Source organism: Microbispora bryophytorum, assembly GCF_043197435.1.
GTDB classification, from domain to species: domain Bacteria; phylum Actinomycetota; class Actinomycetes; order Streptosporangiales; family Streptosporangiaceae; genus Microbispora; species Microbispora bryophytorum.
Map to the genome: position 1 here is coordinate 58,501 of NZ_JBICTF010000014.1, position 12,682 is coordinate 71,182.

At 70.8% G+C, this 12,682-nt stretch carries 10 protein-coding genes and 1 pseudogene; 6 read left to right on the top strand and 5 right to left on the bottom strand.

Annotated features, from left to right (window positions below):
• Positions 1-23: 23 nt before the first annotated feature.
• Both ACGFIB_RS34205 and ACGFIB_RS34210 read left to right on the top strand, forming a co-directional pair.
• On the top strand, positions 24-911 hold the full coding sequence (locus ACGFIB_RS34205; RefSeq protein ID WP_142572865.1) for a sulfotransferase family protein: 888 nt from the start codon (positions 24-26) through the stop codon (positions 909-911).
• Positions 908-2,083: a glycosyltransferase family 4 protein gene (locus ACGFIB_RS34210; protein WP_357264232.1), complete on the top strand. Its 1,176-nt coding sequence runs from the start codon at positions 908-910 to the stop codon at positions 2,081-2,083. Before ACGFIB_RS34205 ends, ACGFIB_RS34210 begins: the two co-directional genes overlap by 4 nt.
• Before the next feature lie 101 nt (positions 2,084-2,184).
• On the opposite strand, the gene ACGFIB_RS34215 is transcribed toward ACGFIB_RS34210, so the two are convergent.
• Genes ACGFIB_RS34215 through ACGFIB_RS34225 form a run of 3 tightly spaced genes read right to left on the bottom strand, consistent with a single transcriptional unit; the run spans position 2,185 to position 7,319 of the window.
• Positions 2,185-4,938, bottom strand: coding sequence for an alkaline phosphatase family protein (locus ACGFIB_RS34215; protein WP_393377445.1), 2,754 nt, complete (start codon positions 4,936-4,938; stop codon positions 2,185-2,187).
• A gap of 3 nt (positions 4,939-4,941) precedes the next feature.
• Positions 4,942-6,315 (bottom strand): ABC transporter permease, encoded by a 1,374-nt coding sequence (locus tag ACGFIB_RS34220; protein ID WP_393377447.1) that lies wholly within the window; start codon positions 6,313-6,315, stop codon positions 4,942-4,944.
• Entirely contained in the window at positions 6,312-7,319 is a 1,008-nt protein-coding gene (locus tag ACGFIB_RS34225; RefSeq protein WP_393377449.1) for an ABC transporter ATP-binding protein, read from the bottom strand. Before ACGFIB_RS34225 ends, ACGFIB_RS34220 begins: the two co-directional genes overlap by 4 nt.
• 257 nt (positions 7,320-7,576) lie before the next feature.
• Here ACGFIB_RS34225 and ACGFIB_RS34230 point away from each other — a divergent pair, with 257 nt between their 5' ends.
• From ACGFIB_RS34230 to ACGFIB_RS34245, 4 genes are all read left to right on the top strand, one after another.
• A complete protein-coding gene (locus tag ACGFIB_RS34230; RefSeq protein ID WP_357264220.1) occupies positions 7,577-8,860 on the top strand; it encodes an alkaline phosphatase in 1,284 nt (427 codons plus the stop codon).
• A 116-nt stretch (positions 8,861-8,976) separates the two neighbouring features.
• Positions 8,977-9,540 carry a DUF4291 domain-containing protein gene (locus ACGFIB_RS34235; RefSeq protein ID WP_393377452.1) on the top strand — a complete coding sequence of 188 codons (564 nt, stop codon included), beginning with the start codon at positions 8,977-8,979 and terminating at the stop codon, positions 9,538-9,540.
• 197 nt (positions 9,541-9,737) lie between these two features.
• A complete protein-coding gene (locus tag ACGFIB_RS34240; protein ID WP_208762318.1) occupies positions 9,738-10,409 on the top strand; it encodes a hypothetical protein in 672 nt (223 codons plus the stop codon).
• Positions 10,406-11,386 carry a nucleotidyl transferase AbiEii/AbiGii toxin family protein gene (locus tag ACGFIB_RS34245; RefSeq protein WP_393377455.1) on the top strand — a complete coding sequence of 327 codons (981 nt, stop codon included), beginning with the start codon at positions 10,406-10,408 and terminating at the stop codon, positions 11,384-11,386. The genes ACGFIB_RS34240 and ACGFIB_RS34245 overlap by 4 nt, the downstream gene beginning before the upstream one ends.
• 7 nt (positions 11,387-11,393) lie before the next feature.
• On the opposite strand, the gene ACGFIB_RS34250 is transcribed toward ACGFIB_RS34245, so the two are convergent.
• Positions 11,394-11,930: an NUDIX hydrolase family protein gene (locus tag ACGFIB_RS34250; RefSeq protein WP_435822352.1), complete on the bottom strand. Its 537-nt coding sequence runs from the start codon at positions 11,928-11,930 to the stop codon at positions 11,394-11,396.
• Positions 11,931-12,417: 487 nt separating this feature from the next.
• Positions 12,418-12,660: pseudogene (locus ACGFIB_RS34255) on the bottom strand (hypothetical protein); the annotation flags it as partial.
• Between the last annotated feature and the right edge of the window lie 22 nt (positions 12,661-12,682).

Here is a 12,682-nt window from a genome sequence, read left to right on the forward strand (position 1 = left end):
AAGCCCCGGTAATCTCGCGGGCCATGACATGGCAGCGGAGGATCAACGGCGCACTCGTCAAGTTCACGGGAGTCCAGCTCACCCGTGTCCGGCCCGCCGCCCAGTCGTCGCCCGCGGGCCCCGCTCCGGCTCCGGCGCCGGAGGAGCTGGTGCGTCCCCCCGCCGATCCTCGCGCCGACCGCCTTCTGGTCGCGCCGGTGTTCATCATGTCCCCGGTGCGGTCGGGCTCCACCCTGCTGCGGTCGCTCCTGAACGCGCACCCCGAACTCCATGCCCCGCACGAGCTGCACGTCAGGCGGCTGACCGTAGGGTTCGGCACGCCGCTGGCCCGCAAGGCCATGGAGGCGCTCGGCCACAACCAGGCCGACCTGGAGCACATGCTGTGGGACCGGGTGCTCCACCGCGAACTGGTGCGGAGCGGTAAGCGGACCATCGTGGACAAGACTCCCGCCAACGCCTTCGCGTACGCCCGGATCTCCGCCTGCTGGCCCGACGCCCGGTATGTCTTCCTGCTGCGCCACCCCGCCTCCATCGCCGCCTCCTGGTATGAGGCCGACCCCGTCAAGCGCACCCGGGAGGAGGCCGCCTCCGACGCGCTGCGTTACATGAAGGCGGTGCAACGGGCCAGGAAGGCGCTCACCGGCCTGACCGTCCGGTATGAGGATCTGACCGGCGAGCCGGAGAAGACGACCCGCGCCATCTGCGACTTCCTCGAGGTGGAGTGGGAGCCCGGCATGCTGGCGTACGGCGAGCAGAAGGTGGTGCAGAAGGGCCTGGGCGACTGGAGCGACAAGATCCGGTCAGGCGCGGTGCAGCAGGGACGCGACCTGCCCGGGCCCGACGAGATACCCGACCTGCTCAAACCCATGTGCCGCAGCTGGGGCTACCTCCCCGAGGAGGAGGGCCGATGAGAATCCGTTACATGCTCCTGCACGCCTACGGCATGGGCGGCACGATCCGCACCGTGGTCAACCAGGCGAACGCGATGGCCGCGCTCGGCCACGAAGTCGAGATCGTCAGCGTGGTGCGCCGCCGCGAGGAGCCGCAGTTCCGGCTGCATCCCGAGGTCATGCTCACCACGCTGGTGGACCAGCGGTCCGGCGTGCAGGCCGACTCTCTCAGCCGGCGCGTGTGGCGGCGGCTGCGCGGCAAGATCGTGCCCTACGGCGAGTTCGCCGCGGGCTACTTCACCGAGCGGGTCGAGAAGGCGGTCATCGACTACGTCACCTCGGTGGACGAAGGGGTCCTCGTCACCACGCGCCCGGCGCTGAACCTCATCTCCGTGCGCCGCGCCTCCAAGAACGTCGTGCGGGTGGCGCAGGAGCACATGAATCTCGGCACCTACCCGGAACCGCTGCGCGAGGAGCTCATCCGGCACTACGGCGGCTTCGACGCGGTCGCCGTGCTGACGGCCAGCGACCAGCGCGAGTACGAGCAGGCGCTGCCCGGCACGAGGATCGTGCGGATTCCGAACGCGGTGCACTCGGTGAACCAGGCGCCGTCCCGGCAGGAGAACCCGATCGTGGTCGCCGCCGGACGCCTGGTCAAGCAGAAGGGCTTCGACCTGCTGCTGCCGGCGTTCGCCCAGGTGGTGAAGGAACATCCGGAGTGGCGCCTGCGCGTCTTCGGCACCGGCCCGAAGAAGGCCGCCCTGCGGGGGCTGATCGGCGAGCACGGCCTGTCCGCGCACGTGACGTTGATGGGCCGGACCAACCGCCTCGACGACGAGCTCGCCCGGGCCTCGATCTACGCGCTGAGCAGCCGTTTCGAGGGCCTGCCGATGGTCATGATCGAGGCGATGACCCACGCGCTGCCGATCGTGGCCTTCGACTGCCCGACCGGCCCCCGCGACGTGCTCACCGACGGGACCGACGGCGTCCTGGTGCCCAGCGGGGACGTGGACGCCTTCGCCGCGGCCCTGAACCGGCTCATCGCCGACCGCGACCTGCGGCTGCGGATGGGCGCCGCCGCCGTGGCCACCTCCGGGGAGTACGCGCCGGCGAACGTCATGCCGCTGTGGGAGAACCTGTTCACCGAACTCCTGCGGACCAAGACGGGCAGCGGCGCGCAGGCGCGGCGCTGACCCGGCCACACGCGCACGCGGTCCCGCTCTCTGCAGGGACGGAAAGGGCCCCTGGCCGGCGGTGACGCCGGTCAAGGGCCCTTCCGTCTGATCGGCCTGCGTCAGCCGTCGTTGTCCGACGACGGGATGTAGGCGCCCGGCACCTGGTCCGGCGCGTAGATCTCGCCGTCACCCGGGTAGGGCTTCTTGTAGTCGTGCGCCTCGTACCAGGAGAAGCGGTTCATCTGCTCCGGGTTCCCGGAGTCGGCCCTGGCGCCCGGCCCGTTGAACGCCTGGTGCGACTTCCAGGCGCCCCACTTCTTCGCGATGTCCTGCTTGTCCGCGGGCACCTTCGCCAACGGCGCCGCCGCCGCGGCCGGGTTCTGCGGCGCGGGGGTGTCCGCACCGCAGGACGGCAGGGTGGAGCCCGACAGGCCCAGCGTCAGCGACGTGCGGTTCGGCAGGGCGGTGAACGGCGTGTAGTCGGGCTTGCCGGTGAAAACCGCCGCCATCGGGGTGGCGGCGCTGTCCTTCTGGTTCATCGGCTGGATCCCGAGGATCTGCTCGATGGTGCGGATCATGGTGATCTGCGTGTAGTAGCGGCTGTCCACGGTGCCGTGCTTCGCCCAGGGGCTGATGATCTGGATCGGGGCACGATGGCCGTCGACGTGGTCGGTGCCGGCCTGGGAGTCGTCCTCGACGACGAAGATCGCCGAGTCCTTCCAGTACTCGCTGTGCGAGATCTTGTCGACGATCCTGCCGACGGCCAGGTCGTTGTCGGCGACCTGGGCGGCGCCGTTCACCGGACCGCCGGTGTGGTCGCTGGACAGCCAGAACATGTTCAGGTTGGCCGGCCCGTTGGCGTCGAAGTCACGCTTCCAGATCTCGTACCGGTAGATGTCCGGGACACTGGTGTCGAACTTCGGGAAGCCGTGCACCGACACGTCGTTGAGCGACGGGATGGGCGAGGACGAGTTCAGGGTGTAGGCGGTGTTCGCCCCGGTGGCTTCCATGTTCTTGGTGTCGCAGTACAGGTTCTGCCACGTCGCGCCCGAGGGCTTGGTGAGGAACTGGTGGAACTCACCGAAGTTCCGCACGGTCTTGCCCGCGGCCTGCGCACCACTCCAGATGAAGCCGGTCCGCTGGTGGCCGAGGGCGTCGTCCTCGGTGTCGTAGCTGCGCAGGTACTGACCGGCCGAGGACTCGGTGTACTCCGGGTTGTCGGCCTGCATCAGCCAGTTGTGGCCTTCGGCGGAGTTGGTGCCGATGTCGTAGGTGTTGTCGTACAGGCCGAACTGGCGCGCCAACGCGTGCTGGTTCGGCGTCACGTTCTCGCCGTACTGGGCCAGCGACGGGTCGCCGTTGCCCTGCGGAATGTCACCGAGGACCTGGTCGTAGGTCCGGTTCTCCTTGACGATCAGGAAGACGTGCTTGATCGTCGAGGGGTCGCCGAGACGCTTCGGGACCGGCTCGGCCTTCTGCTTGTTGCCGTGGGCGATCTTGACGTCGTTCTTGCCCCAGCCGTTCTGCTCGAAGACCGTGGCCGTGGACTTGGCGATCTCCTTGTCGTCCGGCAGCGTGAACCGCTGCAGGCTCGACGTCGTGTCGTGGGTGCCGTGCCCGGCGGCGGTGGTGGGGCGGCGGGCGTCGATGCCACGGGTGTTGGAGACCAGCACCTGGTCGCCGACCGTGGTGATCTCCGCCGGGAAGTAGTCGGTCGGGAGCAGGCCGACGTAGCCGACCGGCTCCTGCGGGCTCGTGTACCGGTAGACGGCGACCGCGTTGGCGCGGCCGAGCGTCACCAGCAGGTGACCGTCGTCGGTGAGCGTCACCGCGTCGGGCTCGTAGCCCACGGATGCCTGCGGCCAGGGCTGGGTGGCGATGGTCTGGACGACCTTGTCGGCGGCGGTGTCGATGACCGACACGTCGTTGGTGGCGGTGTTGGTGACGAACAGCGCGCCGTTCTTGACGTACAGGCTGGTCGGGTGCAGGCCGACGTCGATGCTCGCGGGCGCGGCGGACGGGTTCGCCAGGTCGATGACGCTGACCGTGCCGGTGGTGGTGGCGCCGGTGTTGGGGTCGGCCGGCACCTGGGTGCCGTAGGAGTTGATCGTGGTCTCGCCGGGCCTGGCCGGGCGGCCGCCCTCGTTGCTGACGTAGAGCTTGGTCCCGACCATGACCATGTCCCGCGGGGCGTTGCCCACGGCCCAGCTCTGCTGAACGGCTCCGGTCGCCGCGTCCATGGCGACCACCCGGTTCTGGCCGTTGACGGCGACGTACACGGTCTTGCCGTCGGCGGAGAACACCGGCTCACCCACCAGCGCGCGCTTCGAGCCCTGCGCGGCGATGGTGACGTTGACCGGGGCGGCGAGGGAGCCGTCCGGGTTCACGGTGAACCTGGTGAAGCCGTCGGCCCGGCCCAGCCACAGCTGCGAGCCGTCGGGCGAGTACGTGGGGCCTTCCTGGCCCACGAGGTTGTCGGTGATGCGCAGGTTCGCCGCGGCGTTGTTGCCGACGACCTGCTGCACCTTCCAGTCCTTCAGGTCGACGATGACGAGCGCCATCCCGCCGTCGGTGACGGAGGCGGCGAGGTGGGTGCCGTCCGGGCTGACCGAGGACGACATGATCTTGCCGTTGTCGATGACGAGACGCTCGCCGATGGGGTCGATGTACTGGTCACTCGACACGACCAGGCCCTTGCCGGTGGTCTGGCCGACCTGCTGGGTGCCGAATACGTCGGTGGACGCGTAGGCGATGCCGCCGCCGGTGACGACGAGAGCGGCGGTGGCGGACGCGAGGAGGCGGGTCCGCCGGCCGGTGCGTCCGCTGAGGAGTCCGAGAGGGACCTTGGCGACGCGCTGGCGCGTGACGTGCATGAATCATTCCTTCGGGGTGCTTGCGAGCAGGTCGACGTTCCCGTCGAACTGCCAGAGGGGGTTGGGCGCGTCCCCGGCAGGGGTGCGCACCTGGAAGTAGCCGTTCACCTCCTTGGGTCCGTCTCCGTCGGCGACGTACCGCCCGTCCGCGGTGACGTCGAGCTGGTAGATGGCGGAGCCGACGGCGCTCGCGCCCGGCAGGTGCCAGGAGACGACGCACCGCCAGTCGTTGCCCGGTCCCCGGTCGAGGACCCGGGAGCCGCCCTTGTCGCACGACGCGGACGCCCCCAGCCGCGCCTCGGTGACGTCGGGCCGATGGAGCTCCCGCGTCTGCAGCCGGTAGAGATGGGCGTACGCCGTGGCGAGCGAGTCCTGCAGCTTCCCCTTCTCGATCCCCGAGCCCGTGGCCGGGGTCGCGACGGCGATCACGCCCACGGTGAGGACGACCAGCGCGGCCAGCGGCAGGACCGCCGCCACGACGACCCGCCGGCCCGACCCGTCGTACGTGAGGTCGGTGAAGTCGCGGCGCAGGAACAGCCGGTAGGCCAGCGCGGTGGCGGCGACCGCCCAGACCAGGCTCACCGCGAGACCGATGAGGAGGGGGCCCGTCTGCGCCGGGCTGGTGAAGAGCCCGCGCCAGGCGATGAAGGCGCTGTTCGGCAGGGCCGTGCGCACCGCCACCGGCAGCGGGAGCAGCTGCGCGAGCTGCAGCACCAGGGCGAGCAGCGCGGGCATCAGCAGCCCCATCGGTGAGCGGCCCAGGGCCACCGAGCCGAGGAGCCCCACGGCGGCGAACGCCACCGTCGGCGCCAGCACGCACACCCAGGCGAGCAGAACCGTGGCGGCGGCGTCCGCCGGGGCGAGAAGATGGCCGTCCAGGCCGGCGAGCGGCCGGTTGCCGACCGCCGCCAGGCCGCCGACGATGCCCGACGCGGCCAGCCCCGCCACCAGCAGCAGGAGCACGGTCAGGCTGGCGAGGCCCTTCGCCACGAAGATCCGCCTCGGTGAGCGGACCGCCACGAGGAGGTGGCGCCAGGTGCCCAGCCGGTCCTCGGCCGCGAAGACGTCGCCGGCGACAAGCGCCGTCAGCAGCGGAAGCGCCCAGCTGCACGAGAAGTCGAGTACGACCAGCGCCCCCGCCCAGCCGGTCGCGTTCATCCAGCGGCCGAAGACCGTGTCGGCGGGGAGCGAGCTCTGCAGGCTCACGGCGGCCACGAAGGCCGCCGGAGCGATCCAGCAGGCGAGCAGCAGCAGGCGGATGCGCCACTGGGAGAGCAGCTTGGCCAGCTCGAACCGGTAGCCGGGCAGCACGGGCGCCGGCCGGGCGCCGCCCGGGGGCCGGGTGGCGGTGGCGGTGACGGTGACGGTGGCGGTCATCGCAGGTCCTCCTGATCCATCTGCTCCTCCTGGCCGGTCCGCACAGGGGCGGCACCGGCCCCGGTCAGGGCGAGGAACGCGGCCTCGAGCGGCGTCACCACGGGCGCCAGCTCCCGGAGCGCCACGCCGCCCCGCACCAGCCGTACGACCAGCTCGTCGACGGCCGGCACGGGCCCGCGTACCACGAGTGCGCCGGCGTCGAGTCGTTGGGCGGGGTCGCTACCGGGCGCGACACGGAGCCCGGGCGTCTCCGACGCCAGCCGGTGGGCGGCCGCGGGGTCGGAGGTGAGCAGCCGGTAGTCGAGCTCGCCGCTCTCGGCGGCGAGCTTGCTCACCGGACCCGAGAAGACGACCCGTCCGGTGGCGAGGATGGTCACCTCGGAGCACAGCGCGGCGAGGTCGTCCATGCGATGGCTGGACAGGACCACCGCGGTCCCCTCCGCGGCGAGTCCGGCGATGACGCGGTGCACGTGGTGCTTGCCCGCGGGGTCCAGGCCGTTGGCCGGCTCGTCGAGGACGAGCAGTCGCGGCTTGGTGAGCAGCGCCGCGGCGAGCCCGAGCCGCTGGCGCATCCCCAGTGAGAAGCCCCGGACACGGTCGTCGGCGACGTCGGTGAGCCCGACCTGCTCCAGCGCGTCGTCGACGCCGGTGGCGCCATCGTCGTCGCACCGGCCCAGCGAGGCCAGGGCCGAGAGGTTCTGTCGCGCGGTGAGCGAGGGATAGAGCCCGGGCCCGTCGACGAAGCCCGCGACGCCCTGGGGGACGGCGAGCGTCCGCCCGACCGGCGTGCCCAGGATCTCGAGGCGGCCGCCGTCCGCGACCGCCAAGCCCAGCAGCAGGCCGAGGAGCGTCGTCTTGCCCGCGCCGTTCGGGCCGACCAGGCCGTGGACCTGCCCGTACACCACGTCGAGGTCGACGCCGTCGAGTGCGACCACATCGCCGAAGGACTTCGTGATCCCGCGAGCCCGGACCGCCGGGCTCCTGTTTTCGTCGACTTTTCCCATCCGTGTCCTTCCTCGGCAGCCGACACCCGATCGCAGGTTCAGTGATCGGTACGGCAGCGAGAAAGCTAGCCCCGCTAAGGACGCTGGACGGTGTGCACCATGACAACACTGGGTTTACGCGCAGTAAACAAAGATCGCGATCGGCGGTGGAGTTGGCCCGACGTGGTTAAAGATGTCTCCAGGCCACGTTCACCTGATGGTGGGTTTTCGCCCGTAATATCCCCATCTTGCAAACAGATACCCACTTGGGGGTTTTAATGGGTTCCTCCCGCAAGCGTCTGCTGCGGCTGCTTGTTCCTGCGACGACCGTGGCCACGACCGTGGTCGTCAGCACGGTTCTCACTCCTGTCCTGTCCGCGAACGCCGCGACCTCCGACCACGGCGCCGGACGGGCACGCAGTGTCATCTTCATCAACGGTGACGGCATGTCCGCGGCGCATCGTGAAGCCGCGAGGCTGTCCCTGGCTGGTCTCGACGGACAGCTCACCATGGACAAGCTCCCGGTCTCCGGGCAGCTGAGCACCAGTCCGCACGATCCCAAGACGGCCATCACCGACTCCGCCGCCGCGGCCACCGCCTGGGCGACGGGAACCAAGACCTACAACGGCGCCATCAGCGTGGACGTCAAGGGCAAGCCGCTGCCGATCCTGGGCCGGCAGGCCAAGGCGGCGGGCAAGTCCACCGGCCTGGTCACCACATCTCAGGTGACCGACGCCAGCCCTGCCGCGTGGTTCTCCCAGACCGCCGACCGCGCCTCTCAGGACGAGATCGCGCGGCAGTACCTGGCGGTCAGCAAGCCGGACGTCATCCTCGGCGGTGGCGAGGACTGGTGGCTCCCCGCGGGCACGCCCGGCGCTTGGCCGGACAAGCCCGCCGAGGACCCCAGCGAGGCCAGCAAGGGGACCAAGGGCAACCTGATCGACCGGGCCAAGCGCTCCGGCTACCAGTACGTCTCCAGCGCCAAGGAGCTCGCCCACGCGAAGCGGGGGAAGCTGCTGGGCCTGTTCAGCAACGAGGAGATGTTCCAGCAGCGGCCCGAAGGCCAGGGTGACGTCTACTCTCCGGCCGTGGACCTGGCCACCATGACCCAGAAGGCTCTGGACACCCTCAGCACGAACAAGAAGGGCTTCTTCCTCTTCGTCGAAGAAGAGGGCGTCGACGAGTTCGCGCACGAGAACAACGGCGCGCGCGTGCTCCAGGCCATGAAGTCTCTGGAGAAGGCCGTCAAGGTCGCCAGGTCGTACGTGGCCGCGCACCCCGACACGCTTCTCGTCGTCACGGGTGACCACGACTGCGGCGGTCTGACCGTGGAAGACCCCATCGACAGCGACGAGAGCGGCAGCGACCTGTCGACCGAGGACGGTCCGTTCCCGGTCCACGGCAGCAACCTCAAGTTCGTCATGGACTGGACCACCACCGAACACACCGGCGCGGACGTGCCGGTCACCGCCCAGGGGCCCCTGTCCACCCTCTTCACGGGCAAGCACCCCAACACCTACGTCCACGAGGTCCTCTCGCGAGTGCTGACCTCACGGCACTGAACGACCGCTCGTCGCGCCGCCGCCTCCTTCGGCGGCGGCGCGCGGATGGCGGTGCGCCCTCGGCACCGGCGATAACCGGTTGCCCGCTCCGACACGGCGTGGGGACACTCGGCGGCATGAACGTTCCCTGCAGGCAGATCCGTGCCGCCTACACCGAGGAGGCGGTCACCGTCTACCAGGCCTACGATCCGGCCATCGCCGGCAGAGCCGTCGCGGCGCAACGGTTCGTGCCGCCGTTCAAACGGGAGCGGATGACCTGGATCAAGCCGTCGTTCCACTGGATGATGTACCGCAGCGGCTGGGCCACCAAGCCCGGCCAGACCCGCGTGCTCGCCGTGGAGATCACCCGCGACGGCATCGAATGGGCGCTCGCCCGTTCCTGTCCCAGTCATCCCGGTACCGGCGACGACCACGCCTCGTGGGCCGCCCGGCTCCGCGGCAGCCCCGTCCGGATCCAGTGGGATCCCGAACGTGACGCCCACCTGAACCCGCTGCCGTACCGGTCGATCCAGATCGGCCTGTCGCGCGAGGCCGTCGACCGCTACGTCGACCAGTGGATCGTCTCCATCACCGACATCACGGACACACTCGGCGCGGTCCGGGCGGGCGCCTCGGCGCCGCCCGCCGAACGGCCCTATCCGCTGCCGCCCGCCCTCGCCGCCGTCGTCGGCGCCGCCTGAGCAAGGCGCCGTCTCCCGGCCTGTGCCAGACCGGGCGGCGATGGCGTCCGATCCCGTCACGCGCGCGACCGCATCCCTGTACGGCCTGGCATTGGGCGACGCGCTCGGTTCCCAGTTCTTTTGCGGTGAGGCGGGCGGCCGTACGGCCGGGATAATCCCGATGCCGTACGCCCGCGCGCTCGATTATGGTCGTCGTCATGCCACGTTCCCCCAGCACCGGGGATGCGCCGGGAAGCGCCACGCCACCGGTGAGCGGCCCGGAGTTCAGGGGCGTCTTCGACATCCACCTGACGGTGGCCGCCGACGACGTCGCGCCACTCGCCGCCTGGGCGCGGGAGAACGACGCCAAGTTCACCCACATCGTGCTCGATCGTGGGACGGTCCGCTCCCAGCCGATGCTCACCGTCCGGGGTGCGGGCACGCTCAGCGCACAGAGGACGGCCGCCGCGACGCACGTGGCGCGGTTGCGGGACGAGGGGTTTCGCGTGGTCCGGGTCAAGATCGAGGCGGCTCCTTGGAACGAGGACGTCCCCCCGACCGCCGAGGCCGCCGCGGCGATGCCGGACCGCTACTTCGAACATCACGTCAAGGTCGTCCTCCGGGGAGACCCGGCGCCCCTCACCGAGCTCGCCCTGGTCCACGGCGCGCACGTGTCGCGGAACGCCCGCCGACGGCGCGACGACGGTTCACACGAGCGTTTCGTCACGCAGCGATGCCGGGGTGTCGGGCTGGCCACGGCGGGCCGCCGATTCGAGGGACTGCTCGCCGACCTGGAACGGCACGGCTACGCCGTACTGGAAGCCGAGCGAGAGTACGTCGTCCACGACGACAACCCGGATGCCGACCACGGCTGGATCGAGGAGAGATGACGTCGAGCTGGGAGCGGTTCCCGTATGTTTCCCTCCCCGAGGGAGTCACCGTCCCACCTCGCGGGACGCCGGGCTTTCCGGAGACCTACCTGCCGGTCGCGAACAGGCCGGGCATCCGCCAGCCGCCGATTTTCGACCCGGCGCTGAAGCAGTTCGACCGTGCGTTCCGGGCCGGCGAACCGATTTTCGACGACCCAGAGGCCGGGCGCCGGTGGCGGCAGGCCCGCCGCCAGGCGATCGATCATCTCGTCCGGATCGTCGCCGAGTCCCCGTGGCACGAGAATTTCGTGCTGCGCGGCAGCCTGCTGCTCGAGGCGTGGGTCGGCGAGGAGGCGCGTGAACCGGGCGACCTCGACTGGGTCGTCGTCCCGCCCACCGTGGACATGGTCAGCCCGCTCACCGCCGCGATGTTCAAGGGCGTCATCGCCGCCGCCGTGGCCGGACCGGCCGACGGCGCGGTGACCTTCGACCCGGGCGACATCGCGGCGGACGAGATCTGGACCTACGACCGCGTCCCCGGGCGGCGGCTCGTGTTCACCTGGCGGGCCGGCGACCTTCCGCCGGGGACCGTCCAACTCGACTTCACCTTCAACGAGCGCCTGCCCGTCCCGCCGGAGGTCGCCCTGATCCCGCGCGCCGGCGGGGGCGAGCCCACGCCGATCCTCGCCGCCTCCCCGGAGCTGTCCCTGGCATGGAAGCTGCTCTGGCTGGCCTCCGACATCTGGCCGCAGGGCAAGGACCTCTACGACGCCGTCCTGCTCGCCGAGCGCGTAACGCTCCCCCGCGATCTCATGCACGAGGTTCTGCGCGACGCGCTCGGGGAGCGCGAGGCCGGTGACTTCGGCCCGGAGACGATCCGTTCTCTCGAGGTGGACTGGGACGAGTTCCGCGCCGAGTATCCCCAGGTCACCGGGAACCCCTGCGACTGGCTGGACCGACTGGCGCGGGCGCTCGGCCCGGCCTTCGCGAAGAAGTGACCCCGGATCAGGTCAGGCGGCCGACGTAGGCGAGCGCCTGTTTGAGCAGCACGCCCTGACCGCCGGTCATCTCCTGCTGGACGATCGGGGCGGCCGCCTCCTCGGGGGTGAACCACTCCAGGTCCAGCGCGTCCTGCCGGGGCCGGCAGTCACCGCGCACCGGGACGATGTACGCCAGGGAGACCGCGTGCTGGCGGGGGTCGTGGAACGGCGTGACTCCGGGGGTGGGAAAGTACTCCGCCACCGTGAACGGCGTGGGCGAGACCGGCACGCTCGGCAGCGCCACCGGCCCGAGATCCTTCTCCAGATGGCGCAGAAGCGCGTCGCGGATGCGCTCGTGGTAGTACACCCGCCCGGACACCAGCGCCCGGCTCACGGTGCCGTCGCCGCCGATCCGCAGCAGCAGGCCGACGCGGGTCACGGTGCCCGTGTCGTCCACGCGCACCGGCACGGCGTCCACGTACAGGATCGGCATCCGGCCGCGCATCGACTCGATCTCGTCGGGAGCGAGCCAGCCTGGCGTCGTTTCGGTCATTTCGGTCACGAGTCGATCGTACTTGCCCAGGCGGGGGGTGGTCCGGAGGTCGGCGCAACCCGTGCCGCGAGTCCGGCCACCTGCTCCCCTTGACGGGCAGGCCGCGACGAGAAGCCGAGGGCCATGCCGGGTTCATCCGGTGGCCGTGTTCACCCTGCCTCGGGCGCGGACCGTGCCGTTGTGACGCCAGATCCGCGGGGGACATCTGCCAGGACCTCGCGACGGGAGATCCCGGCGACGGCGACCCGCCGCCGATAGTCGGAGAAGATCTGCACTTCGCCGTCGCCCCAGAACAGCGGGCTGTTCGACGCCTCCAGATAGGCGTAGGTTCCACGGCGGCGCCGCGGCCGGCGGCCGGCGGCCGGCAGGTGGCAGGTGGCAGGTGGCAGGAGAATCCGGGCGCCAGCAGGTACGCCTCGTCGACCCCCGCGTCCACCGCGTAGTCCAAGGTGGTCAGGTCCGCGACGCCGCCGTCCATGAGCACGTGGTCCCCGATCGTCACGGTGGGATACAGGGCCGGGATCGCGGCGCCGGCCAGCAGGGCCGGCAGCGCGGGCCCCCGCGACAGGACCACCGGCCGCCCCGTCCGCACATCCGCGGTGAGCACCGACAACGGCGTCCGCGTCTCCTCCAGGCGCCGGATCGGCAGGATGCGGTCGAGGAACCGCCGCAGGGACGAGTTGTCGAACAGGTAGTTGCGGCGGCCGAGCGCGGCCGCGGCCAGCGTGGCCGGATTGATCGGGAAGGCACCACGCCCGCGG